This window comes from Comamonas halotolerans, assembly GCF_030162935.1.
GTDB lineage: Bacteria > Pseudomonadota > Gammaproteobacteria > Burkholderiales > Burkholderiaceae_C > Comamonas > Comamonas halotolerans.
The window spans coordinates 571,925-597,572 of record NZ_JASAUZ010000001.1 but is presented as its reverse complement, the minus strand read 5'-3'; the positions used below and the strand labels follow the sequence as shown (position 1 = coordinate 597,572).

Sequence of the window (25,648 nt, the reverse complement as noted above, 5' to 3'; positions counted from 1 at the left end):
CATTTCCTTGTTGTGGATGAAATCATCAGATGCCAGAACTTCCAGAGGTTGAAGTCACCCGTCGAAGCTTTGCTCAGCACATTGAAGGTGCACAGATTTTGCTCATCAGCATGGGGAAACCCTTGCGCTGGCCTCTGGGGTGTGACCCTGAAAAATTGCAGGGCGCCCGGGTGCAGCGGGTACGTCGTCGTGGCAAATACCTGTTGATTGATTTGGATCGCGGCATGCTCATGGTGCATCTGGGTATGTCGGGCAGTTTGCGCTTTGCCAATGATTTGCCAGCCTTGGGTAAGCATGACCATTTTGAGATGCAAACGGATAAAGGCGTGCTCCGCTTGCACGATCCACGCCGCTTTGGCGCGGTGATAGCCACGCAGGGGGAAAGCGATCCCGTCGCTCGCAAGCTGCTCGATAGCTTGGGAATGGAACCTTTGGACGAAGCGCACTTTAGCTGGCCGCGTTTTCGCGCGGGGCTTCAAGCCAGTCGCTCACCCATCAAACCGTTATTGCTCAGTGGGAAGCTGGTGGTCGGTGTTGGAAATATCTATGCATCGGAGGTCTTGTTTGCCAGTCGAATTGCACCGACGGCGGTAGCCAATACGATCAGCACGCTCAAGGCCAAGCGTTTGTATCAAGCAATTCGAGAGATTCTGGCCTTGGCCGTGGAGCGAGGAGGCACCACGCTGCGAGATTTCTCCAGTGCCGATGGAATGCCCGGGCATTTTCAATTGCAAGCAAAGGTGTATGGACGTGACGGGCTGCCTTGCGTGCACTGTGGCAGGCCGATAGAAGTGTTGCGCCAAGGTCAGCGAAGCACTTACTACTGTGCGCATTGTCAAAAAGCCTAGCTTTCTCCACGAGTTACACGCTTTGTTGCTTGGGCGCTAAGGGTATATTGGTGAGATAGATCCAATAACACTGAACACTGCATCTAGGGAGAGATCGTGGGTCCTTCTTTTAGCGAGCAATTTGACCGCTTTGGTCACTGGCGCAAAGGCTTTGCAAGCCAGATGGCAGGCTTTCGAGACTGGCTTGCATCGCAAGACTTGCTGGATGCAGCCGTGCAAGATCACCTGCAGCGTCTGGAGAATCTTTTGCGTGGAGACAAGGTTTGCGTAGCCTTTGTGGCGGAGTTTTCGCGCGGCAAGTCAGAGCTGATCAATGCGGTGTTTTTTGCCCATTATGGCCGCCGTATCATGCCGGCAGCGCCTGGTCGAACCACCATGTGTCCAACGGAGTTGGGGTACGACGCCGCACTTCCTGCATGCCTGCGTCTTTTGTCCTCTGAAACTCGTGCGCAGCCGTACAGCTTGGCCGAGTGGCGAAACCGACCGTCGACCTGGGTGAATGTGCCTTTGGATGTGAATGACCCCGATCAGTTGGCACAGGCTATGGCGCATGTGGCTCAGGTGCGTAAAGTGCCGCAGCAGGAAGCACAGCTCTTGGGCTTTTGGAGCGATGCGCCGGGTGCAGACAACCCTGTTTGTGATGAGCATGGCATGGTGGAAATTCCCAAATGGCGCCACGCATTGATCAATATGGCGCACCCCCTGCTCAAGCAAGGGTTGGTGATTGTCGATACCCCAGGCTTGAATGCCGTAGGTACCGAGCCAGAGTTGACGGTGAACCTGATTGCCCAGGCGCATGCCGTGGTGTTCCTGCTGGCAGCGGATGCCGGGGTCACCAAATCAGATCTGGCCATCTGGAAAGAACATCTGCTGCCATCACACCGCTCGGGGGATGCACACTTGGTGGTGCTCAATAAAATTGACACCTTGTGGGGCAGTCTGGATTCGGGCACGGAAGTGCAAGGCCAGCTCAGTCGCCAACGTGCGCAAAGCGCACAGATTCTGGGGATAGACCCGGCGCGGATTGTTCCCCTGTCGGCGCAAAAAGGCCTGATGGCAAAGATTGAAAGCAATGCTGCACTGTTGAAAAGCAGTGGTTTGCCGTTATTTGAGGACTTGCTGGCCCAAGGTATCTTGGCGCACCGTCAGGGTATTTTGCGCAATGTGGTGGGTGAGGGGGTGGAGCAGTTGCAGTCACAAGTGCTACGTTCCATCCACATTCGCCATCGTGACCTGGACGAGCAGGCACTGGAGCTTCGCAGCTTGCGCGGCAAGAATGCGACGGTGATTGAAAGCATGCGACAGCGCATTCAGCAAGAGCAGCAGACGTTCGAGGCCAGTACCGCCAAAATTTTGGCAATTCGCTCTGTGCACCTGAAGCTGATGAATCAGGCATTTCACCTACTGGGTGCGACCTCTTTGCGCAAGGAACTGGAGCAGCTGGCCAGCGCGCTGGAACACTCGGGCTTGAAGATTGGTGTACGAAAAGTATATGCATCAACCTTTGAGCGCTTGCGGGGACTGGGTGAGCAAGCCAAGCGCACTGCTGCAGAAATCCAAACCATGTTGGGCAGTACGTTCAAGGATCTGAATGCCGAGTTCGGTTTTTCGCTGCAGCCTCCTGGGATCTTGCAACTGCATGACTTTGATCGTGAGTTGGCGCAGATCGAAGAAAGCTATTTGCAATACCTGGGGTTTGGACACTCGTTGAAGTTGGCCAATCCGTTGTTCGGGCAACGAATGGTGAAAGCATTGGGCATGCGCTTGCGCACGGTCTTTGAGTCTGCGGCGAATGACCTTGATTTATGGAGTAAAAGCGCTACTGCGCAGCTGGATGCACAATTGAAGGAACGCAAACGCAGCTTTGCGCGACGCCTTGAGGCTGTCGACCGTATCAACGAAGCTGCCAGTGGTTTGATGGAGCGCATTGCCGAGATTGAATCGGCAGAGCAACAGCTCAACGCACTGGAGCAGCGCTTGGCGCAATGGATGCAGCAGCTGTTGCAGCCTGCGCAAGACCAAACCTTGGTGCAGGAGGCGTCGGCTGAAGAGGTCTAAGGGCTGCGTTTTTTAATGCTCTACTAGATTTTCTTTTGTCCCTTGAGTCTTCCTAATTCATCGATTGCCTGCGATGTTGTTCGCTGGCAGGCCTTGCATGGCCGCAACCATTTGCCTTGGCAACAAACCCGTGATCCCTATCGCGTGTGGCTGTCTGAAATCATGCTGCAGCAAACCCAGGTCAGCACGGTCCTGGGCTACTACGAGCGCTTTCTGCAGCAGTTCCCTGATGTAGCAAGTTTGGCGGCTGCCCCCGAAGACGATGTGATGGCGTTGTGGAGTGGTTTGGGCTACTACAGCCGTGCGCGCAATCTGCACAAATGTGCCAAAGCGGTGATGGAGCTGCATGGTGGCGCTTTTCCGCGCAACGCACAGGTTCTGGCCACCTTGCCAGGCATTGGGCGCTCCACTGCGGCAGCCATTGCCTCTTTTTGCTTTGCCGAGCGTGTTGCGATCCTGGATGCCAATGTCAAACGTGTGCTGTCTCGGGTGTTGGCTTACGGGGAAGATCTCTCCAGTAGCCGTAATGAAAAAGCACTCTGGATGCTGGCTGAGGACTTGCTGCCTGCAGAAGACCTGCCCAATACCATGCCACGTTACACGCAGGGCTTGATGGATTTGGGTGCCACCATCTGTTTGCCGCGTAACCCTTCGTGCTTGGTGTGTCCTTTGCAAACGCAATGTCAGGCAACCAGGCAAGGCAATCCACAAGACTATCCGGTGAAAACTCGAAAAACCAAGCGAAGCTCACAAGCTTGGTGGTTGTTGGTGTTGCGCGATGCCGCTGGCAATGTGTGTTTGCAACGTCGCCCTTCGTCGGGGGGAGACACTGGAATTTGGGCCGGGCTTTTCAGCCCGCCAGTGTTTGCGAGTGCACAAGCACTGGAGAGCAGCTTGGCAGGTTGCAATATCGCACTCAGTCAGCGCAATGACTGGCCTGCACAGTTGCATGTGCTTACCCATCGCGACTTGTTTTTGCACCCGGTCGTGGTGGATGTGGCGGGTATCCAGCCCGCGTTACATCCCGAGGGTTTGCTTGCGGGTTGGGGCTGGCAGGCCGCCGATGCATGGCCACAACTGGGGTTGCCAGCGCCGGTGCGGAAACTGCTTGAGTCTCTGTAAGTAAACAGTTGCTGCTTATGGCGCAGACAATCCGCATGTGAAGATAGCCGGATCTTACCTAGTGAGGCGTAGCGCTGGCCAATGCACGACTATCCATTTCGCGGTGGCGTCGCAGTGTTGACCACTGTGCTTGATAGCGGCTGGCCAGTTGCTCTACCAAGTACACGGAGCGGTGCTGCCCCCCTGTGCAGCCAATGGCTACCGTTACATAGCTGCGGTGGTTGGCATTGAGTACGGGAAGCCAATGGTCTAAAAACTGTGCAATATGGGTTTGCATGGCGGTTACATCCGCTTGCTGGCTGAGAAATGCCTGAACGGGGGCATCCATGCCGCTGAAGGGGCGCAGCTCCAAGTCATAGTACGGATTGGGCAGCATGCGTACATCAAATACATAGTCTGCATCAACAGGGATGCCGTGCTTGAAGCCAAAGGACTGAAACACCAGGGTCATCTGGTTAGTAGGTGCTTTAAGTAGCGCTTTTACATAGCTTTGAAGTTGCGCTCCGCGAATGTTGCTGGTATCGATCACGTGGGCATGTTCACGAATGTCACCCAGCAATTCCCGTTCATGCTCGATGATCTGGACCAGGTCTTGACGGCCACCGGGTGTTTCAGACTGCGACAACGGGTGGCGACGGCGTGTTTCGGAAAAGCGGCGTACCAAAGTTCCAGTTGATGCGTCCAGGAACAACACATGCAAATGCAGACCTGAGGCTTTGAGACGCTGAAGCTTTTCCAGTTCACGTGGCAAATTGGGCAGACTGGCTGCGCTGCGAGCATCAATCGCAATTGCTACGCGGTTGCCGTGATGCAAGTGCTTTAAACGGATAAAGGCTTGCAGCAATTCGGGAGGAAGGTTGTCGACACAGTAATAGCCGGCATCCTCCAGTGCATGTAGCGCCACGGATTTCCCAGACCCGGACATACCTGTGATCAGCACAATTTCCAAATTCGTCATAGCCTCTTTTTGCTCCATCACGTTACAGTGGCTGCCTGTAGCATCTCACGGGCGTGTGCCATGGTTGTGTCAGAAATTTTTTCGCCACCCAGCATCCGCGCAATTTCATGCTCGCGTTGTGCGCTCGTGGTCGGGCTCACCGTACTGCTGGTGCCCGTCTTATCACGCTTTTTGGCCACAACGTAGTGATGGTCAGCGCAGGCAGCAACTTGTGGCAGGTGAGTGACAGCAAGCACTTGCCGATCTTTGCCCAAGGCACGCATCAGCTTGCCCACGGTTTCAGCCACTGCCCCTCCTACGCCGGAATCTACTTCGTCAAAAATCAAGGTGCCGGCATGGCCGAGTTCGCTGGTGGTCACAGCGATAGCCAGCGATAGGCGTGAAAGCTCACCACCCGAAGCGACCTTACCAATGGGCTTGGGCGTGGCTCCCGGATGGCCTGCGACCAGGAACTGAACGCTGTCTATGCCGTTTGGGCTGGGCTCGGACAGCTTGTCCAGCTGAACTTCAAACTTACCGCCTTGCATGCCCAGGCCTTGCATGGCTTCGGTGATGGCGCGAGAAAGCTTTGGCGCCGCTTTGACACGCTGCTGCGAAAGCTCACGCGCAGCTGCATGATAGCTTTCGTGAGCCTGCTGCTCAGCTCTGCGCAAACGACCAATATCCACAACCGCATCAAGCTCGCGCAACTCATCGCGCCACGATTGCAGCAGCGCAGGTAGTTCTTCAGGGGTGCGCTTGTAGCGGCGAGCCAATTGCATCCACAGCGACAATCGCTCGTCCAGCTCAGCCAGCTTTTCAGGGTCAAGCTCCGTGCGGCGCAGATAAATCTGCAGCGAATGCTGGGCATCGCTGATCTGCGCCAGGCTTGAGGCGAGTACATCAGCGATGGCCTGAAACTCCGGCTCCAGGTGTTCTTTGTCTTGCAGCATCTCTTGGGCACGGCCCAATGGGCCGCTGATGCCGCTTTCGTCATCTTCCAGCAGCAGCAATGCGCCCTGTGCTGTTTCCAGCAACGCTTGGGCGTGTGACAGGCGGGTGTGCTGGGTGTTGAGTTCATCCCATTCGTCCATGCCTGGATTGAGCTTTTCCAGCTCGCCAATCTGCCACTGCAGGCGTTCGCGCTCACGCTGCAAAGTGTCTTGTGCAGCAATCGCATGTTCCAGGTCTTTGGCTGCAGCGCGCCACACCGTCCAATGTTGGCGCAGAGTTTGCGTGCTGACGCCTGCATAGGCATCCAGCAGTTCGCGCACCGCGTCAGCCCGGGTCAGACTTTGCCAGGCATGCTGGCCGTGGATGTCAAGCAGCTCATCGCCCAGTCGCCGCAACTGGGTTGCCGTGGCAGGAGCGCCATTGATCCAGGCACGACTGCGCCCTTGCACGTCAATCACACGGCGCAGCAGCAGGCTTTCTTCCAGCGCAAAGCCGCCTTCTTCTAGCCAGTTGTGCAGGTGGTCTGGGCAGTCGAACTCGGCGCTGATATCTGCCTGGCTGGTTCCTTCACGCACCACACCTGCATCTGCTCGGCTGCCCAAAACCAGTTGCAGCGCATCAATCAGAATCGATTTACCTGCACCGGTTTCGCCCGTCAGCACGGTAAACCCGGTGTGCAGGTCCAAATCCAACTGTTGCACGATGACAAAGTTGCGCAGTGCAATTCGCTTGAGTGCCATGTCTAGTAGCCCCCTTCGTTCCAGCCCAATTTTTTACGCAGTGTGGCAAAGTAGTTCCAGCCCACAGGGTGCAGAAAGCGTACACTGAACTCTGAACGGCGCACATAGATACGGTCGCCGTGCAGCAAGGACGCCAGCGACTGCATGTCAAAGTTGGCGCTGATGTCGCGCCCGCTGACTACTTCCATCATGACTTCGGTCTGGTCGGACAACACAATTGGCCGATTGGATAGCGTGTGCGGAGCAATCGGAGCCATGACCCAGGCTGGAATGGAAGGGTGCATCAATGGGCCGCCAACCGATAAGGTGTAGGCGGTGGCCCCTGTTGGGGTAGCCACAATCAAGCCGTCCGCACGTTGATTGGAGACAAAGCGTCCGTCGACTTCCACGCGCAACTCCACCATGCCAGAAGTGCTGCCTCGGTTGACCACCACATCGTTCATGGCCAGAGCTTCGAACACAGTTTCATCGTTGCGCACTACCCGTGCATGCATCAAGGGACGAGACTCTTGCTCATACTCGCCGTGTAGCATGGGCAGCAAAGCCTGCTGATAATTATCAAGAGGGATATCCGTCACAAAGCCAAGGCGACCCTGATTGATACCAATCAGTGGTGTTCCGTACTTGGCCAATTGGCGGGCAATACCAAGCATGGTGCCGTCGCCTCCGACGACAATGCCCAGGTCGCAGTGCTGGCCCAACTCATCTACATCCATGGATGGAAAGAGTTTTTGCAAGCCGGTATGGGCCGCAGTCTCTGCCTCAATCACCACCTCGCATCCTTGTGCACGCAGAAAATCTGCAATGTCTTGAAGGACTTGACGAGATTGCTCGGAAGCAGAGCCGGGTGCAGGGGAGGTCTGGTATTTACCAACCAGCGCTACGTGGCGAAACTTGGACGTCATAAACGAAATTACATCATTAAAATCAAAGCATGCTCGATGAACGTGCCAAGTTATTGTTGAAAGCGCTGGTCGAGCGCTATATCTCAGACGGGCAGCCTGTAGGGTCCCGGACCTTATCGCGCGCCTCTGGGCTGGAATTGTCGCCTGCGACCATACGCAATGTCATGTCAGATCTTGAAGAGTTGGGGTTGATAGCCAGCCCCCACACTTCGGCTGGACGTATCCCGACCGCACGCGGCTATCGGCTGTTTGTAGACACCATGTTGACTGTGCAAAGCAGTGGTCTGGTTGCGCCAGAGTTGCCTGCGGAGCAGCCTCAGAAGGTCATTGCGAATGCGGCACAGCTGCTATCCAATATGTCGCAGTTTGTGGGTGTGGTCATGGCACCACGCAGCAGTTCGGTATTCAAGCACATTGAATTCGTCAAGCTTTCGGAGCGCCGGGTGCTGGTCATCATCGTCTCCCCTCAGGGTGATGTGCAAAACCGCGTCATATTCACCGATGTGGAGTTTTCCGCCTCTCAACTGATCGAGGCTACCAATTTCATCAATGCGCATTACGCCGGATTGGACATTGAGCAGGTGCGCGAACGCATCAAGCAAGAGGTCGAGCAGTTGCGCGGTGAGGTAGCGAATCTGATGCAAGCTGCTGTGAACGTGAGTGCAGAAGCTATGTCTCCACAACCTCAAGAGCAGGTCATCATTTCAGGAGAGCGCAATCTGCTGTCGGTCAGCGACTTCTCCAGTGACATGGGGAACCTGAGGCGAGCGTTTGATCTGTTCGAACAAAAAACCCAGATACTGCGTTTACTGGATTTTTCCAGCAAAGCCGAAGGTGTGCGCATCTATATCGGTGGTGAAAGCCAAGTGGTGCCGTTTGAAGAGCTGTCCGTGGTCAGTGCGCCGTACGAGGTGGATGGACAGGTTGTAGGTACTCTTGGCGTAATTGGCCCAACGCGCATGCACTACGACAAGATGATTCAAATAGTCGACATTACCTCTAAGTTGGTGAGCAATGCGCTGAGTCACCAGCGCTAGCCGTTACAATGCACGAGTTTTGCAGTTCTTTGGAGCTGACAGAACCCGGTTGGGGCGTTAGCTCAGTTGGTTAGAGCAGAGGACTCATAATCCTTTGGTCGTCGGTTCAAGTCCGCCACGCCCTACCAATAAATTCAACGGGTTACGAGAAATCGTAGCCCGTTTTTCTTTTCTGCTGTCAACGAAGTGTCAACGTCAAAGAACTTCAGTTCACGATGACCCCTTGAGCAGGACGTAAGAAGTCTCTCCGGCGGATCTTGCGTTTAATCAAGAAAAAAATTGTTTCTCCAGAAATAATAAGAAATATTAAGGAGATACAAATGAAAATTTTATTAAAAATTACAGCTTTTATTCTTGTTTTAAATTTAAATTATTCCAACGCAGAAAATAAAAGCGTTAATTATTTTCTACATAATGTAGAAGAGGCCATTTCTTTAGTTGCTGCTGGGAAAAAATCTTACGAAGCAGAGGTTGCTAGGTTGTCTGCAATAGATATTAATAAAATGATAGCATTTGTTAATGCTGATACACCTATAAATAATGCTTCAAAAGCAATGAGTAAATTAAATGAAGCATTTGAGTTTCATAAGCCGTTGTCTAAATGCTATTCAAATAAAAATTATTTAAAAATTAGAAATAACGAAATCAATAAAAAATGCTTGGAAGAATTAGGTGTTAAGTTATAGTAATTTAATTTTTGCAAGTGGATTTAGTAATTCAACTTCTTTTAAATGATCTGGAGATAAGTGCGCATACCGCATTGTCATCGTTAAATTTGCATGTCCTAGGCTGCGTTGTAATACCAAAATATTTCCGCCATTCATCATGAAATGAGATGCGAATGTATGACGTAGAACGTGTGTCATTTGACCTTCCTGCAGCTTAATTCCTGATCTATCTAAAGACTCCCTAAATGCAGAATAGCAATATGCAAAGAAACGCAGACCGGTTTCTTTTGGGTCATGGTGTTTTTTCAGCTCATTAGCTAGCTTTTGTGCGATGGGCAGCACTCGTACCTTGCCTGATTTGGTGCCAGAAAATTGAAGCTGGTTGTTCTGAAGGTGGTGAAGCTGTAAGTTCTCAGCCTCACTCCAGCGTGCGCCAGTCGATAAGCATACTTTTGCGACCATGACTGCGTGACGGTTTCGCCCTTCCTTTAAAGCATTTAATAATATAGGAATTTGTTCACTTGTCAGAAATGATAATTCACGTTCTTCAATTTTTAATTGGCGTAGTTCACCAAGAGGATTAGGTTTTTTCCAAATACCTAATCTGCGTAGTTCGTTAAACACAGAGCGTAGGTAGGCATGCTCACGATTGACGCTATTAGGAGCGATACCTTCGGCGAGGCGGGCAGTTCGATAAGCAGCGAATATGTTGACCGTAAATTTGTCTGCGACTGGATTTCCCATGGCAGCACACGCGAGCTTTAGCCGGCCATATGTGTTCGTACCAGCTTTCAGTCCAGAGCCGTGATGTGTGTGCCAAAGATCAATAAGTTCTCGGAGCCTACGTGTGTCCTTTTTTTTCGGTTGCCATTCTTCATTTTGATTGACTTGATTTTTCAGCCAAACTTCCCATGACTTTGCTTCAGCTTGCGTTTTGAAGGTCTTTCGGAAGCGCTTACTGCCTCTTCCTCCCGGCTGGATGTCAACAGTCCAGCCAGAGGTATTTTTGTTAATTGCCATCTGATTGGGACTTGAGTTCTTTTAGCCACTCGGTCACTCGTTTAGATCTTTCCAGATTCTCCTTTTCAGCTTTAAGTATTTGTTCGAGTTCAGTCACGGTAGCGGTGCTTAACGCTTTTGAGCTTTTTAACTTAAACATGCTTTTGGGTAGCCATTTTTCGACTTCTTCCCATGTGTTCATTGGGCTCGGATGCCTGATCTCATGTTCGACCTCTCTGGCCTCGTGGAGTGCACGAACTTCACGACGCAGGTTGAGTAGAGGTTCGATTTTTTCGGGTGGCAGCTCTAACTGATGAGCACTGCGGTGTGTTCCGGTCAAAAGTAGCCGCAACAGTATCCGGGGGTCATCTCCGAAATCTGGGTACTCATTGAGCATGTCGATGCATAGATCACTTAGCTCAATAGCTTTGCGAAAGAAGTCCGCAGGGACGTCACTTCTTTCGTAGTCATACGGAAAGTTGCCCTCCAGTGGAGCAATGTGTCCGTTTTTGGCATCGCTGATACCTGTCACTAGCCAAAAGGCGTACTGGGGCCACAGCCTAGCGGCAGATTCGATCATCTCAGAGGTTGGGCGTTGCTTACCCGCAGCAAAGTCTCTCCAGTGTGAGGCTTTGATGGATGTGAGCTCTTCTAGTTTCTTGTACAGACCCTTATCTCCAACCTGTATCTCAACTAACGCAAGCAAGCGATTTCTGATTGTCCAGACGTTGTCACTTCTCAAAATTGGCATAGCTCCTCCTTGACGATTATTTCTTTTGAAGAAATAATCGCAAAAGTGATGTTCTCAGGAGATTATTTTGCCTCAAGTTCAGGTTCCGAGACAATTTTTGGCACATGAGCCAGCAGTAATTCAGCAGTGTCCCTTGATGACGCGGGAGGCATTCGCGCATGCAATTGGGCTTCCTGTTGGAGTTCTAACTGCTCAAGCGGAGCGTGGTTATTGGCCACAGATCACGGTCGGTAGACGTGTCTTCATCAACGTTGAAGCAGTCCGCATTCGTGCAGCAGAGCGTGCAGAACACTTTGTGCTGAGCGGGGCTTGAGATGCAGGACAAGCCACAGATGCAGAACCAGCCACCCAAGATTGCAAGTGCCTGCCCGCAGCGGAGCGAGGACAGCCGCTTGCAAGCTTCGGGTGCTAATTCAGAAAGACTTGGGCAGCAAGATCAGCGCGAGTCTTTGACTGAACCTGAAGAGTCACCCTTTAGCGATCAGCAGCTTTGCGATTGGTACGAGTCTCAGCCTGAGACGTACCTCAACTATCTACACGAAAACTTTGGTGCGAATACCCCGCGTGAAGCATGGGCAGCGCACATGAATGGCAAGCGCACTTTGCGCTGCGCATGCTGCGATAGCACAAATCTGGAGCAGCTCTGTCATCAGGCACCAGACCCGATTTTCATGTGTTTGAAATGCGGAACGTCGCTGAACGTTGATGGTTCTGTGTGCTTCGCGCACAGCCACTCACATGGCGCAGCTTCTTTGGAGCAATACCAACGCTGGTTGGCAGATCGCACCAACGCGGCTTTTGAGACGTTTGAGAACTTACCTGAAATTACGAGCGAAGACCTCGCATTACAGCGTGAAGGCTGCAGTGTCGAAATCTCCCAATTGGCTGTAGCTGCAGGGATCCTCATGCAGTTCGTGGCAGAGCAGGACGCATGAACACCAGCTTTTCTGCCCAGAGGATCAATGCCGCTCACGACCAAGTCACGGCCATGATGCGCCGCCCAGACCGAGCAAATGATTTGCACCTCTATGAGCTCTCCAACCGAATTCGCTTGGAGGGCCTCCTGCTTTTGTCCACGAGCACGCTAGACCTTGATTTTTTGGCCTTCCTGAGCAAGGAGAAAGCCGCAGGTCGCACGTACTCGTCCGAAGCACTCGCAAAGCAGGTTTTTTCTCAGGCGGGCGTGGTAGCACCGCCTGAGAGTCCTACGGATAGGATTTCGCTAGCTTCGGGAGAAGAGTCAAAAGATGGCTTATGACACCCTCAAGCTGAAAAGCCCATCCATGGATGAATCTTTCGTCCGTGCGATTGAGCAGCAGTGCGTTTTGCGCTCTGGCATCGATTTGGCCACGGGCGCGATGCTGTATGAACTGCACACCGGAGAATTGCTGGGCTCTTGGGATTCGCGTATTAGCGTGCGCCCCATGTATGAGGATTGGGTCACGGACAAGAACGGTCGTCCACGCCTTTCACCCTGCGAGCCTTACATCCTGGTCGAAGGCTCAGTCCACAAGGCCATGATGGGGCACAACGTATATGGAGGACCCAGCGACTTCAAAAAGGCGTGTTCGTTCTTTATCTGCTTGGTTGAAAAGCTGCTGCAGGTTGACCTCCCACCCTCCGGGAGCTGGACAGTACACCGTGCGGACGTAGCCCATGTCTACGCATTGACCAAACCCGCTTGCAAAGAGTTCTTCGACAGCATTCAGCTGCGCAACTTCCCCAGGCGCCAGAAGAAAGCAGCTAAGTACGACATGGCGGTGTACTTTCCGGGCAAGACCACCACAGTCAAGTTCTATCACAAGGGTTCCGAGTTCGGCCTGCATGACAAGGCGCGACTGCGGAACTACTTTCGACAAGCCTACGCACTCATGTACGGCAAAAACGACCTGCGCAATTTTGAGCGCGCAGAAAAAAAGCTTAAGGCACTGCAACGCTTGGCCGACAGCCGCTTACGGGTTGAGGTCGAAGTGCACTCCGACAAATTCCAGTACGACTTTGGGCGTAACCCGCTGGTGAGCGAGGTGAATGATGCCTACCTGGAAGCGATTCATGACAAAGAAGTAGAGCGCCTGCTGCGCGAAGGAAAGCAGTCCATGGAAACAGTACGCACAACCCAGGCAGTTATGACTCGTTTGGAAAACGTTTATGGCAGCACCAGAGGTTTACAGCTGTATGGCTTCTGGTCGGCCATGTGTACCCAAAACGAAAACGTTATGCGAACGAAATTCACGCGTTCGACATTTTTCCGTAATCGTAAACAGCTTGAGGACGCTGGTGTGTCTTGGCGCTCTTCTGACATCCATGTCACTGCGAATGACAGCCTCATTCATGACTTCACGCCGCAACGCGTGGACAGACGTTTCTGCAATGCCCCGGCCAGAAATCGTCCTGAACTCAACTACAGCCGGGACGAATTGCGTTTAGCCGCTTGATGGAGATTTGACTATGAGCAACACCGTGGCTGCAGAGCCTAAAACAGCCCCAAAAAATTCTTTCAATACAGTCGTTGTGCGCGGTCGTATCGAAGAGACACGCCGTCATGGAAGCACAAGCTATACGCGGGTGCTTTGCCCTGCAGCTGATGAGTACAGCCGTCCTCAGACCCTTGAGATTCGTAGTAAGACTCGATTGGGGCAGAAGGGGGACACGATCACACAGGCCTGTTTACTTGGTGGTTTTACGCGCAAGCCATTTCGAGCCGTAGACAAGGACACAGGTGAAACAACGATGGTTGTTCCTGTGGACCACACCCTGGACGCAGTTGAAGACTAAGTTTGGAGAACATCTGAATGCAGGCATACGTTCTTTATTGCGAGGGACCACATGGATATTGGGGGAGTGCTGTAGCTGCTCAATGTCCAGATGCCTACCGCAAAGAGATTGCAATTGACCTGCACATGCTTCAACAAAGCGGCAATTCGCTCCCTCTGCTAGACCCCAATGAAGTGGCCCAAGCGTTTGGCTTGGGATTCGGTGTCGTTGTTCTGTTCTTCCTGGTCGGGCGAGGTGTCGGTGAAGTTTTGCGGCTTATCCGTAACGGGTGAAGCCCACCGTCGAGCGGGCGGTTCCCGCTCAACAACCCAAGAAAGGACTTCGTATGAAGAAGCAATTCAATGCTAAGACCGCCATTACGGTGGCAGCCACAACGGCACTGGCACTTGCCAGCGGCACAGCCGCAGCCCAAAGCACGGGCATTGACCTCACGCCCATCACCGGTGCGTTCAAGGCCGATGACGTAATCACGGCCGTGCTGGCTGTGGCCGGTGTGCTGGCGGCTATCTACGCAACCATGACGGCTGCCAAGATGGCCCTGCGCTGGATTCGTGGTGGATAAGTCACCTAATTGAATTGAGCGATCCGGGCGGGCCTGATCACCCCGCTCGTTTCATTTAAAGGAATGAGGCTGGCCAATGTCATCGCTTTGGTATCTGTTCATTTTTGCTTGGGGCATTGCGTGTGCCTGGGCGTTGATCAAAGGTTTGGAATGAAGCTCTTCAAAGTCTGCTTGATTGCTTTTTTCATTACGCTGGCAGTGATGCCTTTAACGAATGCGCTCGCACAAGCACTTCCAGTCGCACAGCCAGATAACGTAAATAGAGCTGTCTCAGGTGCAGTACAGGAAGCTATGAAGCGAAGAGGCTTTGCTGCTAACGATCCACGTTTTTTGAATACTTTGGCGCGAATGTCTCCCAAACTTTCCTTGCTTGCTGTCGGTGCTGCTACGGTCACTGTAGGTGCTGTAACTGCTCCTGCATGGGCATCATTTGCGTTGGCCGTTGGTATTGGGACAGTGGTGACTTACGCTGTTTCGTTAGGCATTGATTCTTTGGTTGAGTGGTATTTTCGTGATGATGGAAATATTGATCTCTTAACGGATGGTCAAAGTGGGCTTGATACATCAAATGGCGTGCAGGCTGGAATGCCGGCGTGGAAAGGTTATGTATCGACGATTAGCCAAAGTATTTGGGGTGGTGATGGTATAGCGGTAGCAAGCCAAGTAAGCGCGATGGAGAGAAAGAACTTAGGGCTTCCAGAGCGCTTTGAAAGCTGTAAGTTGATTGCAGAAGGAAAAACTTGGTCCTGTGGTGCATGGGGCAAGGCGCACTTGTATGCAGATGGCCCTGAGCATTCCTGTGGGCAGGGAACATATCTTTCAAACGGAAGTTGTTTGGCTTATGAGTTCCCTACTGAAACAAGCATCTCCAACACAACTGATTTGACGGTTGAAGAGGCGATAGCGTTAATTCCTGACTCCGACCTTGATACCCAGCTAAATCCAGTGATCATTGCTGGGCTGGCAAACAAAGCCTGGGAGCAGGCAGCATCTCAGCCGGACTACGATGGGCTGCCATACCCACAGTCCAATCCAATTACCAAAGCCGACGTTGAGCCGTGGCTGCAAGCCCATCCTGAATACGTCCCCACAGTACGTGACTTCGTTGCGCCAAACCCTGTTGACTCCTCAGTTCCACATCCCTGGGGAATACCAGCAAATCCTGCAGCTCCAGGTGTTACACCAGCAAACCCAAATTCAGGAACGACAAATCCTGCACAAGAGAGCTCTCAAGTCAATTTAGGCCCTGATCCAGCGATAGGGGCTCCTAGTTTGGAGAACATCCCCACAGCACAGCAAATTGCCAATCCCATCTTGCAACTAGCTCCCGATCTGCGGTCTTTCCAAGTAAATGGTTATGCAGGGGTTTGTCCAAGACCCACGGTAGAGCTGTACGGCACCCACGTCATGGATGCTCATTGCAAGCTGATCGAGGACAACAAGCAAGTTCTGCAATTAGCAATGGCCTTTGCTTGGGCCGCAATGGCTTTGTTCATTGTGCTGTCGGCGTGAGGGTATGAACCATGTTTGGGATCCTGCTTTCTGCCCTTAACTCCGTTCTAGCCTGGGTTTTCCGTTCGCTGCTGATCAAGTTCGCACTGTTCTTCGCGTTGTACTTCATCACCAGCGAGTTCGTGGGGTTCATCGCTGCTTTGCTACCGAATGCCAGTTTGCTCAATAGCACGTTGTCGGGCATCACGGCAGGTACTTGGTTTTTTCTGGATGCGTTCCAGTTGCCAATGGGCATATCAGCGTTGGTATCGGCGTATGCCACACGCTTCATCATCCGCCGTATGCCTGTAATTGGATAAGCCATGCCCATCAACACCTACACCGGCCTGATGGGGTCGGGCAAATCCTATGAATGCGTATCCTCGGTGATCGTGCCGGCTGTTCGAGCTGGCCGTCGTGTGGTTACCAATGTGGACGGCATCGATAGCGATGCCATTCGGGCCTACTGCCAAGACAAATTCAGCGTGCCGCTGGAGCAATTGGGCAAAGTTGTGCATTGCACCAACGATGATGTGCCCAAAGCCAGTTTTTTGCCGCATGGCAAGGATGTGGAAACCTTTTGCTTGCCCGGAGACATCATCTGTATTGATGAGGCTTGGCGCTTCTGGGGCACGGACTGCAAGCTATTGCCAGAGCACAAGGTTTTTTTTCGTGAACACCGGCACTTCGTGCATCCCGAGACCAAAGTGTGTTGCGACTTAGTGCTGATGGTGCAAGACATTACTGACCTGCATCGCACGCTGCGCGTGGTGGTCGAGGTCACGTTCCGAACCACCAAGATCAAAACCCTGGGTTGGCAAAAAACCTACCGGGTAGAAATGTGGGAAGGCTACAAGCTCACTGCCAAAGGGCGGGTGTCGGTGCAAAACAAACGCTACGACGTTGAGATATTTCCGCTGTACAGCAGCTACTCTGGCGGCACGGGCAAGGAGTTGCAGGTAGACAGCCGTCAGAACGTGCTGCGCAATCCAAAGCTGTGGATCATGGTTCTGGTCGTGATTGCACTGTTTGGATGGAGTCTTCACACGATCCTGGGATTTTTCAATGGCACACGCACTCAGCTAAACAGTAACGGTGAAGTTGACAAGATAGTCTCAGCACCAGTTCAGATCCACTCTAGCAGTGTTGGCCAGTCTATTTCTGCGCAATCTGAGCGTAACCATGTCTCGAATATCTGGCGCTTGGCGGGCACTTTTCAGGCGCAAGGAAAGCATTTTGTGGTGGTCGAGAACCAAGAAAAGCGCATTCGCTTGGAGCATCCCTCGGCCTTCTTGAATGCGGGTGCAGTGATGGTTGGTGAAGTCGATGGTCAGCGGGTCACTCATTGGAGCGGTTCACAACCAAGCGCAAGAGGCAAGCCATGAAGTCGGTTCGTTCTTACGCAGTAGCTGCGTGCCTTGCAATGCACCTTGTCCTGGGCCTGCTACAGCCTGCCTACGCAGCTCCAGTAGCAAGCTTTGACATGCGGGCAGCCAACGTAGCCGAAGTGTTGCAGCTCATCTATGGCGAAGCCTTGAACACGCCTTATGTACTCGACCCGGAAGTGCTTGCCGATGAACGTCTTGTGTCATTCCGCTACAAAAATGGACAAGGAAATCTGCAAGCATTTCTGGGTGGGTTCTTGGAGAGTCTGGGCTACGTTGTAGAACGCAAAGGCGGAGTTGATTTCGTGCGTAAGCGCAAAGTCGAAGAAGCACCGCCGCCAGAAACTCGTTTACATCTTTATCGGCCACATTACCGAGATGTGTCCTACTTGGCCCGTGTGCTGGCCCCATTATTCAAAGGCTCGTTCTCGGTCAATCGCAGTGTTCGGGCAACTGGGCACTCCATGCCAGAAGGTGATGTTCCCAGTGGATCAGCTGCAGCGTTGATTGACCAGGATGCTGATGTGCTGCTGTTTTCAGGTACTGAGCCGGAAATTAGGAAGCTGCAAGAACTGTTACCCCAGGTTGATGTGGCCACGGGTGAGGTGCTGGTGCGTGGTGTGGTCTACGAGGTCAGCAACACCGATAAGTCTGGGTCGGCCTTCGGATTGCTGGCAAACCTGCTGAGTGGCAAGCTCAACCTCGGGATTGGCACTGCGGTGGGCAACATGGGTAACTTCATCCAGCTCAAAAACACGGCCTTGGATGCAATGTATTCCATGCTGGAGACAGATAGCCGCTTCAAGATAGTTTCATCGCCGTCCTTGCGAATCCAGTCGGGTTCGCGTGGCGTGTTCAGTGTGGGACAGGAAGTACCGGTGCTAGGAGCCTTGTCATTTCCGCAAGGCGCTGGCCAAGCTGTGCAGTCGGTTGAGTATCGTAGCTCGGGCGTTATCTTTGACATCCGACCCACGGTGCGTGATACGGTGATTGAGTTGGAGATCAGTCAGCAGATTTCAGACTTCATCAAGACCACTACTGGGGTGGACAACAGTCCAACGCTGACCAAGAGAGAGCTGCAGACGACGGTAGGTCTGCAAGATGGTGATGTGATTGTTTTGGGCGGTCTTGCAGAAAACAAGTCGAGCCGCAGCCGCGATGGGTTGTCTTTCATGCCCAGCTTCTTGCATACAAAAGGATATGAAAAGTCAGGGACAGAGATACTTTTGGTGCTACAGGTGGAGCGCACTGGTTCAGGGCTTTCAAACACTATGAATGGGCATGAATAGGCTGTTCAGCACAATCAGAGTCTCACTCCCCACCGACATTTTGAGAACGTGAGCACCATAGACAAACCTTCACATGCCACGTCCAGAATAAGTTGAACATGGCGTTTGACGCAAAAAATCTCTTAGCGGAAACCTGAAGGTTTGGTTTCCCTGTGCAAAACAAAGCTCAACGCCGATGATGATGATGGGAGAAATAGGCAATGCGAATAGAAGATGTTAGGCCTGAATCTTTTGTTTCTCAGTTGCAGTGTGATCGCTGCGGCGCTGAGGCAGTGCATAACGAGGGCGATGGGTTCAACAATTTCATTCAAATTAGTTTTGATACGAGTTGGGGTTCTGCGATCGGTGATGGGACGCGAGTAGATATAGACCTTTGCCACAACTGCTTGAACGACACTCTTGGTCCATGGTTGAGGCTATCTCCATCTGAATGGAATAAATAGAGCAATTGCGATGAGCGGGGCTAGCTTCTGCTAGTTTGATTTGGTTGCGGCCCCATTTCCCCACTGGAAAAACGGACGAAGGGGGGAATGTGCTTTCTGTGCTTCGCCTGTTTCGCGTCAAGTCCCATGAACACGCACTGATGGCTTTTTTGTTATGTGTTTTGCATACTCAAGACAAAGAACGCTGCAGTACAGGAGCCTTCCTGAAACTGCGTGCCCAACGTTTGTAGCTCGAACTTTTTGACAGCTTGTTCTACCTAGCTCTTTTTCAATGCCTGATATCTATATCGTCCGACACGGACAAAGTGCTGCCAACGCAGGTGAAGTGACACATGATCCGGCTCAGATACCTCTGACTCCAATGGGGCGACAACAAGCAGTTGATCTATCTACCCTGCTGGACATTCGCCCGTCAGCCATCATTACCTCCCATTACGAGCGGGCTAAAGACACAGCTCATCCATTCAGCCAACGCTGGGAGGTGGAGCCTAGCGAGTTGCCGCTGTTGCATGAATTTGTGACGCTCTCGCCGGGTGTTGTGAATGGAACGTCCGTGGACTTTCGTAAGCCTATGGTCGATGCCTATTGGGAAGCCGCCGATCCGGTTGTGCAGCACGGAAGCGATTCAGAGTCGTTTACGCAGTTTTCCGGGCGCGTAAGCGAGTTTCGTGGCCAGCTCGATACCCTGCAGCACGAAACGGTCATCTTTGGTCATGGCATGTGGTTCGCCATGCTCATTTGGCAACTACAAGGCTTTGGTTGGCAAGATAGCTTGTCAATGGATGCCTTTCGACGCTATCAGTTGGCATTGCCTATGCCGAATTGCGGCGTCTATGTGCTTCGTTCGCAAGGCCAAGGTGCGTGGGCAGTCAGTTTTCTAGAGCATATTTATCGCAATCTATTGAAAGACTCTTCTTCAGATGCTCGAGGAAAGTTGATGGCAGGAGGCTAAGCTTTCTCTAAAGGGCATGAAGAGTCCGGAGCAGAGATTTGCGTAGCACATCGTAAACTGCCATGATGGCCCGCACCAAAGTACAAAAGCGTTCGGTACCTACTGAGCCTTTCACACCAGACCCGCCCTGCGAAGAACAGGGCGATGATTTGTTCTCAAGAAAGTTCAAACCTTGGCGCGAATGGCATAACGCAGTCCATTTCTTGACCAACCTGCACATTGGTATGGATGACGCTCAGGTCTTTTGCAGCCCTCAGGACCCGCCAGATGTGATCTACCAGGACGCAGCATTCGAGATCAAGGAAATCATGGACGAAGGACGCCGTAGGCATGATGAGATCAAGCAGGCTCGCCAAAAGTCACTGCAGAAGACCAGATCGCAGAACTTCACACTCAAACCTGTGATTAATTTGTTGCCCGTCGATGCTGGGCGACTTGTCTTGGAGCAATTGGATGCCTTCGTTGAACGCTACCAGGCTGATGTGAAAGCCTGTACGGACATGCTTTTTTACGTCAACAAGCTAGACCATTGGTTTGAAGATGGCCCAATGCCAGAACCTGAGCAATTTGCCAAGTATGGTTGGCGCTCTGTTTCTGCGGTGGTTGCTAGCAACGTGAGCTTGGTTTTCTATGCATCCGCCGACGCGCCAAAATTCCTGCAAGACAACTGCGGCCAAGTTCGGAAGCGGCACGAGCGACTGACCATCGACGCATAGCCTATGACTGCTTTCAGAGGAGCGTGTGAAATGGCGCTTTCGGCCATAAGCAGTCCTTGATTGCTAATGAGTCAGTAACTGCTCGGCTGGCTGCAGCCGACTTTCGTCGGTAGACTGAATGCTATCCACTACTGCAAGCGGTCATTTATCGATTGTTTGCACTAACGGAAATCTTATCTCGGAAGCCTGCACGAGGTGGACTAGCAAACTACGCAAATAATTCCATTTATCAGCCCAAGGAGAATACTAAATGGCAGGTGTTGGATCGTCCATAATCCTATGCAGTAACATTCTGATGCAGATATAAAAAGACAAATCAGAGCTAGAAACAAGTGCAGAAAAAATATGGCTAGATTTAAAGAGCTAAAGAGACTAAACAAAAAGGCCAGAAATAAGCTTCGCGCTATCCTGAACAAGGATCAAATGAATGCATTGGGAAGCCTTGCAACGCTGCGAGGTACGCTCGGAAAGGATCAAGCAGAAGCGCTGGATGCAATCCTCAATGGATTGAAGTATGAGAAGGTGATTCAGGCTCCAAATCCGTTCCCCAAGAATCCGTCTTTTGCCGACACAGTAAGGGCACAGCCCGAAGCCGACCTTGAAGCAGTTTTGCACAACATTGAAGTGGGTGCGTTAGCGCACAAAGCTCGTTTACTTCAAATCGGCCGGTCGCTGCACTTGATCGACCGGGCGTATGGTGATCGCGATATCGACTCCTGTTGCCGGCTCATTGCAGAGGCAATCGAAAGCAATGGTTGGAGCCATGCACTTCTGAGGCGAATCGTACTGATTCGGGAAAACCTTCCTGAAGGGGAAGAGGACGATAGGATTGAGGCATTGATTCAGCAGGCTGACCTCGGCTTAGTGGCTGTGACCTCGCTGGTGCATTCGTATTCCCTAGATCAGAGCTTCTTGACGATCAAGCGTTCGATCCTAAATCTAGCAGACCGTGGTGCAATCAACCGCTTCAGTAGGGCGATTGCTAGGTTGCCAGTTCAGCCGTTTGCCCGTTCAAAAGATGATTTGTCCACATTTCTTGCCGAGGTTGAGAGATGCTCACTGATCGATGCCGTGATCGTAGCAAAGTTCAACGCGCACTTGTTCTCAATCGATAACTATCCGGGCATCGTTGAGGTTGCCGGAGGGCTCGGTTGTCCTGAGCTTTTTGAACGTCTGGTTGCGACATATGACCCCACCGACACCGAGAGCGAATACACTTTTTTCAAGCAGAGTAGTGCATGGCTCGAATACGAGCCAGTGCGACAATATCGAATACTTCTTGATAACTACTTTGATGCGTCGCGCGATAAAATAGATGATGTGCCAGATGCCTTGGCACAAACGTTGACCGCTTGGGTGGGTGAGCCGACGTTGAAGGATTTAGTCGGTAAAACACCTTTCACAAAACATGTCCATGCTGCTCTAGCGTCTTTAGAGCTCACTGGATTTGCGACCCGATCCGCAGTCTTCAATTATTGGCTGCACAAAACTGAAGGCCAGATTGGATTCGACAAAGAAGATCTTCTGACCTTGATGGGACTTACGCGTGATTTGGCTCGTACTGTGCCGATTAATGCTACGCGAACGGCTGCAAAGCTTGCTAGAGATCAGCTGGTTAGGTTAATTTTGCTCTTACTCTTAGCGAAACGTAGCAAGAACGAGTTGGACGGGTTCCTTCTCAAGCGGCTTTTAGAAGAGATCGCCATTAAGGATCACAACGGATCGCTTGTGAAGCTCGTGAGTTCCTACGAGATGTCACACCCTTACGTGGCCGAGTATATCTACGATATTGCAACTGAGGACTTCTTGGCGAAGCTGAACTCTCTTGCCCCCCATCGAGCAGACATTCCCGAGATTCGAGCGTCGCTTCATGAATGGATGGCTGAATTCCGCAAAGACGAGCACTATCAACAGCGCGCTCGTGCAGTTCGAATTGACCACCAACTCAATCGCGTTCGCAATGAAATTGACGACCATCGGATATATGTTGATCCATCTCGATTCTTGTCGTGGCTTGAAGACGAGATGATGATCGAGCTCAACGGAGCCTTGACGTCGACTGGGGCAGGGAAGAAGGGGGTGTCCGTCAACTGCGATGAAACGCTACTGACATACATTATGACGCAGTCTTACAACGCATTCTGCTCAAACGCAGTGTTTGGTATAGCGTCGTACATTGGTCGCCGAATCCGTCACGGTACTTTCCATGGACATCTTTACTCGAGCGTTATCAAACCTCTGGAGCAGAATCCGAAGTTTGATTCTCTGCTCAACACTCCTCAGTTCATGGAGAAATGGAACGCTTGGAAGAGCAGGTATAACCGGGCGGTCGAGGAAATCATCAGCGCACGGTTGCATGTTAACTCCAAGGCAAAGCCACTGGGTCTGCTACAACCTGAAGCATACGGTCCGGGAAAGCAAGAAATCCTCAGTGCTGCGGTTAAAAACATCAGCACGCACTATATAGAGACGAAGTCCGTTGCTGGCATTGATCAGACAATCATCGACTACTGCTGGCGGCTTGCAGAAAGCGATTTGGTTGTTGTAACCCGCTACCTGCGAGCGCAGCAGGGGCCCTTGAAGGATCTCCAATTTTTCGAGTCTGAAGTGTTACCAGCAGCACTACCAGCAGACACTAAATTAGCCGAAGCTTTTCAGAGAGAGTTAGTCCTTTCGATTGATCGGAAGCTCACTGCGATGTTTGGGTGGTTCAAGCGTCCTTCGATAGTTGCGCCCAAGGCATCAGTCTCACTGCTGTTCGATGCCATCGCTGCAGAAGTTCGGGATACTATCCCCGAATTTAAGTTGCAGGCGGATGATGGCGGTAGCGGAAATGATGAGCTCGTTGGAGGCGTGTATCACCTTGTTTACGACTCCTTGGCCGTTGTCGTGACAAATGCTGCAAAGCATGGTGATCGCAGTAAGCCGGCGCACCGAAGTTTCCAGATAGTGACGGGCAAAGACAAACGCTTGATTGTTGAAATCTCGTCCTCGATTCCTCACTTCCAGGATCCGAATACGGTGGCTGCAGTTATTGAACGGCGTAAGAAGGCTGACTTCCTTGATGCCAACCTTTATCAAGGTAAAAGTGGCATATCAAAGCTGAACCTTTTACAGCATACGCGAAACGACTTTTGGCTCGAGCAGTACGAAGTTGTAGGAAACGAGGTCAAAGTGAGGCTTGCCTATGCTCTCGAACATTGAGCTGATTAGATGTCTAATCGTGGAGGACGATCCTTTTAAGATGGAAGGCATCCGTACTCACCTCAAGGATATTTTTGGAGAACGGATCGAGACAAGTGAATGCCAAGCGTTGAACTCTGCCAAGTCGCTGATCGCTTCTAAGCACTTTGATTTAGCAATCGTGGATATGTCTATTCATAGCCACGAGCCCGAAGCTGGTGCGGGTTCGCCGTTTCCTTTGTCTTCGGGGGGGCTAGATGTGTTGTTTCAGATCGTTTTCTCGGGCAATAACACTCCATGCATCATTCTTACGCAGTATCCCGATATTGAAATCGAGGGCGCTCCGGTACCCGTGGAAATGGCCGAGTTGGAGATAAAAGAAAAATTCGATATCGAAGTGGCGGGGTGCGTCCGATATATCGAGAATGACAACAAATGGAAGGTCGAAGTGACCTCCATCCTGGAGAGGCTATGAGGATTCTTGTATTAGAAGATGAGGACGCTAAGTTCTCACAAATTGAGGGTTTTATTGGTCAAATCATTGCTGATGCCGAAATCGTAAGACACAAGAACTGGTTTGATTACGCTCAGGCAATTGCAAAAACAAAGTTTGACTTGATCCTTCTTGATCTTTTGGTTCCTCGCTCACCGAGAGATGATACTGTTGAGGATCACCATGCGTCGCTGGTGTCTACAACACGCGACTATGACAGCAAGTCATTCCGAACGCCCGCGATCGTGCTAACGAGGCACAATCTCGAAGCAGGCGATTTTGTGCACGATTTGAATGCTGTGGATATCAACGTTATCTCTTTCAATGATCACGGCGATTGGAAGGAAGCACTCAAGATAAAGTTATTGGCCGCTCAGCCAGAAAAGAGCTTCGCGTTTGTGATTGTCTGTGCTCTGGATAAGGAGGTTGATGGGTTTAAGAACGAAGTCGACTCGTGGGGGCCAGTCAAGACAATCGCAGGCCTAGTCTGCAGGGAAATTCAGATTGGGGAAGACAAAGGAGTGATCGTGCGAGCACACCGAATGGGTCTCGTGGCGGGAGCTGTCGTCGCTTCGATGGCACTGGAGCGCTTCAAACCGCGGCTTGTATGCATGAGCGGGATCTGCGGTGGCGTCAAAGGCGAGTCCGAGATGTATGACCTGCTGGTGACCCAAAACAGCCATCAGCATGATGCAGGCAAATGGAGCAGCACAGGCTTTAAGTCCGAACACTTTGATATTCAACTTGATGTCGACGTTCACAGCAAGCTAGTCGAAATCTGCTCGGAAGCAGGACTAATCCCCAGGTTGCTGCTGAACTTGGACCACACTGTCAAAGAAGTACCGAAAGGTAAGGATCGAGTCGAAACCAGGGTTCGATCAGATGCCGTGACAAGTAGCGGTAGCGCAGTAATCGCAGAAGAGGGTAAGACGTCAACATTGGCCGTAGGTCAGCGTAAATTAACTGGTTTCGATATGGAGGTGTACTCCGTCTACGAAGCTGCTCGGTTTGCGACCAGTAAGCCGGCATTTTTTGCTGTGAAAACTGTCGTAGATGACGGTGGCCGAAACAAAGGTGATCAGTTTCACAGAATCGGATGCTTGCTTTCAGCGCGATTCATCGTAGAAGCGATTCGCGCTGGGATCATTAACTTTAAGACAGACTAAAGAAATCGAGAGTGTTGGCGGTTGCACGCAGCAACATCTGATAGCAGCGAGAGCTCGGCGCAAGATTGCGAGCAGCGGCAACTCGTTGTAAAGCAGGTATAAAGCGGCCAAGTTTAAATGGCAGCAATGGGTCGGTAGCATCACCACTTGCCCGCACGTGATAGCAGACACTCA

At 51.8% G+C, this 25,648-nt stretch carries 25 protein-coding genes and 1 tRNA gene; 21 read left to right on the top strand and 5 right to left on the bottom strand.

All coding sequences use genetic code 11. The annotated features are described in order from the left end of the window. Positions 1–29: 29 nt before the first annotated feature. The 3 genes from mutM to mutY all read left to right on the top strand — a co-directional run bounded on the left by mutM (position 30) and on the right by mutY (position 4,028). On the top strand, positions 30–848 hold the full coding sequence (gene mutM, locus QEP11_RS02790; RefSeq protein WP_284335053.1) for a bifunctional DNA-formamidopyrimidine glycosylase/DNA-(apurinic or apyrimidinic site) lyase: 819 nt from the start codon (positions 30–32) through the stop codon (positions 846–848). 96 nt (positions 849–944) lie between these two features. After that, on the top strand, positions 945–2,906 hold the full coding sequence (locus QEP11_RS02785) for a dynamin family protein (protein WP_284335052.1): 1,962 nt from the start codon (positions 945–947) through the stop codon (positions 2,904–2,906). A gap of 42 nt (positions 2,907–2,948) precedes the next feature. Beyond that, positions 2,949–4,028, top strand: coding sequence for an A/G-specific adenine glycosylase (gene mutY / locus QEP11_RS02780; protein WP_284335051.1), 1,080 nt, complete (start codon positions 2,949–2,951; stop codon positions 4,026–4,028). Positions 4,029–4,086: 58 nt separating this feature from the next. Here mutY and rapZ read toward each other — a convergent pair whose 3' ends face one another. From rapZ to QEP11_RS02765, 3 genes are read right to left on the bottom strand one after another with little or no spacing between them, the layout of a single operon-like run. Next, the gene (gene rapZ, locus QEP11_RS02775; protein WP_284335050.1) at positions 4,087–4,986 is read right to left on the bottom strand and encodes an RNase adapter RapZ; all 900 of its coding nucleotides are present in this window, start codon (positions 4,984–4,986) and stop codon (positions 4,087–4,089) included. A 17-nt stretch (positions 4,987–5,003) separates the two neighbouring features. After that, the gene (gene recN / locus QEP11_RS02770; RefSeq protein WP_284335049.1) at positions 5,004–6,659 is read right to left on the bottom strand and encodes a DNA repair protein RecN; all 1,656 of its coding nucleotides are present in this window, start codon (positions 6,657–6,659) and stop codon (positions 5,004–5,006) included. A gap of 2 nt (positions 6,660–6,661) precedes the next feature. Next, positions 6,662–7,564 (bottom strand): NAD kinase, encoded by a 903-nt coding sequence (locus QEP11_RS02765; RefSeq protein ID WP_284335048.1) that lies wholly within the window; start codon positions 7,562–7,564, stop codon positions 6,662–6,664. 29 nt (positions 7,565–7,593) lie between these two features. Here QEP11_RS02765 and hrcA point away from each other — a divergent pair, with 29 nt between their 5' ends. From hrcA to QEP11_RS02750, 3 genes are all read left to right on the top strand, one after another. Next, entirely contained in the window at positions 7,594–8,601 is a 1,008-nt protein-coding gene (hrcA, locus tag QEP11_RS02760; RefSeq protein WP_284335047.1) for a heat-inducible transcriptional repressor HrcA, read from the top strand. Positions 8,602–8,652: 51 nt separating this feature from the next. After that, positions 8,653–8,729, top strand: a tRNA-Ile gene (locus QEP11_RS02755). Positions 8,730–8,921: 192 nt separating this feature from the next. Continuing rightward, the gene (locus QEP11_RS02750; protein WP_284335046.1) at positions 8,922–9,287 is read left to right on the top strand and encodes a hypothetical protein; all 366 of its coding nucleotides are present in this window, start codon (positions 8,922–8,924) and stop codon (positions 9,285–9,287) included. On the opposite strand, the gene QEP11_RS02745 is transcribed toward QEP11_RS02750, so the two are convergent. Both QEP11_RS02745 and QEP11_RS02740 read right to left on the bottom strand, forming a co-directional pair. After that, entirely contained in the window at positions 9,282–10,289 is a 1,008-nt protein-coding gene (locus tag QEP11_RS02745; protein WP_284335045.1) for a phage integrase, read from the bottom strand. The genes QEP11_RS02750 and QEP11_RS02745 overlap by 6 nt on opposite strands. Beyond that, positions 10,279–11,019, bottom strand: coding sequence for a hypothetical protein (locus QEP11_RS02740; protein ID WP_284335044.1), 741 nt, complete (start codon positions 11,017–11,019; stop codon positions 10,279–10,281). The genes QEP11_RS02745 and QEP11_RS02740 overlap by 11 nt, the downstream gene beginning before the upstream one ends. A 449-nt stretch (positions 11,020–11,468) precedes the next feature. On the opposite strand from QEP11_RS02740, the gene QEP11_RS02735 reads away from it, so the two are divergent. From QEP11_RS02735 to QEP11_RS02665, 15 genes are all read left to right on the top strand, one after another. After that, complete coding sequence (locus QEP11_RS02735; RefSeq protein WP_284335043.1) at positions 11,469–11,954, top strand: hypothetical protein; 486 nt, start codon at positions 11,469–11,471, stop codon at positions 11,952–11,954. Next, positions 11,951–12,277, top strand: coding sequence for a hypothetical protein (locus QEP11_RS02730; protein WP_284335042.1), 327 nt, complete (start codon positions 11,951–11,953; stop codon positions 12,275–12,277). Before QEP11_RS02735 ends, QEP11_RS02730 begins: the two co-directional genes overlap by 4 nt. Next, on the top strand, positions 12,267–13,454 hold the full coding sequence (locus tag QEP11_RS02725) for a phage/plasmid replication protein, II/X family (protein ID WP_284335041.1): 1,188 nt from the start codon (positions 12,267–12,269) through the stop codon (positions 13,452–13,454). Before QEP11_RS02730 ends, QEP11_RS02725 begins: the two co-directional genes overlap by 11 nt. A gap of 13 nt (positions 13,455–13,467) precedes the next feature. Next, positions 13,468–13,794, top strand: a complete 327-nt coding sequence (locus QEP11_RS02720; protein WP_284335040.1) for a single-stranded DNA-binding protein — start codon at positions 13,468–13,470, stop codon at positions 13,792–13,794. 17 nt (positions 13,795–13,811) lie between these two features. Further along, a complete protein-coding gene (locus QEP11_RS02715; protein ID WP_284335039.1) occupies positions 13,812–14,066 on the top strand; it encodes a hypothetical protein in 255 nt (84 codons plus the stop codon). Between the two features lie 53 nt (positions 14,067–14,119). Next, entirely contained in the window at positions 14,120–14,356 is a 237-nt protein-coding gene (locus tag QEP11_RS02710) for a hypothetical protein (protein WP_284335038.1), read from the top strand. 150 nt (positions 14,357–14,506) lie between these two features. Next, complete coding sequence (locus QEP11_RS02705) at positions 14,507–15,868, top strand: hypothetical protein (RefSeq protein WP_284335037.1); 1,362 nt, start codon at positions 14,507–14,509, stop codon at positions 15,866–15,868. Between the two features lie 11 nt (positions 15,869–15,879). Then, positions 15,880–16,167, top strand: coding sequence for a DUF2523 family protein (locus QEP11_RS02700; protein ID WP_284335036.1), 288 nt, complete (start codon positions 15,880–15,882; stop codon positions 16,165–16,167). A gap of 3 nt (positions 16,168–16,170) precedes the next feature. Next, entirely contained in the window at positions 16,171–17,232 is a 1,062-nt protein-coding gene (locus QEP11_RS02695; RefSeq protein WP_284335034.1) for a zonular occludens toxin domain-containing protein, read from the top strand. Then, positions 17,229–18,521 (top strand): type II secretion system protein GspD, encoded by a 1,293-nt coding sequence (locus tag QEP11_RS02690; RefSeq protein WP_284335033.1) that lies wholly within the window; start codon positions 17,229–17,231, stop codon positions 18,519–18,521. The genes QEP11_RS02695 and QEP11_RS02690 overlap by 4 nt, the downstream gene beginning before the upstream one ends. Before the next feature lie 714 nt (positions 18,522–19,235). Next, positions 19,236–19,916, top strand: a complete 681-nt coding sequence (locus tag QEP11_RS02685; RefSeq protein ID WP_284335032.1) for a histidine phosphatase family protein — start codon at positions 19,236–19,238, stop codon at positions 19,914–19,916. 62 nt (positions 19,917–19,978) lie between these two features. Then, positions 19,979–20,632: a DUF1780 domain-containing protein gene (locus tag QEP11_RS02680; RefSeq protein ID WP_284335031.1), complete on the top strand. Its 654-nt coding sequence runs from the start codon at positions 19,979–19,981 to the stop codon at positions 20,630–20,632. A gap of 345 nt (positions 20,633–20,977) precedes the next feature. Further along, positions 20,978–23,836, top strand: coding sequence for a hypothetical protein (locus QEP11_RS02675; protein ID WP_284335030.1), 2,859 nt, complete (start codon positions 20,978–20,980; stop codon positions 23,834–23,836). Between the two features lie 19 nt (positions 23,837–23,855). Next, positions 23,856–24,290, top strand: a complete 435-nt coding sequence (locus QEP11_RS02670) for a hypothetical protein (RefSeq protein ID WP_284335029.1) — start codon at positions 23,856–23,858, stop codon at positions 24,288–24,290. Beyond that, on the top strand, positions 24,287–25,474 hold the full coding sequence (locus tag QEP11_RS02665; protein ID WP_284335028.1) for a phosphorylase family protein: 1,188 nt from the start codon (positions 24,287–24,289) through the stop codon (positions 25,472–25,474). Before QEP11_RS02670 ends, QEP11_RS02665 begins: the two co-directional genes overlap by 4 nt. Positions 25,475–25,648 lie beyond the last annotated feature (174 nt).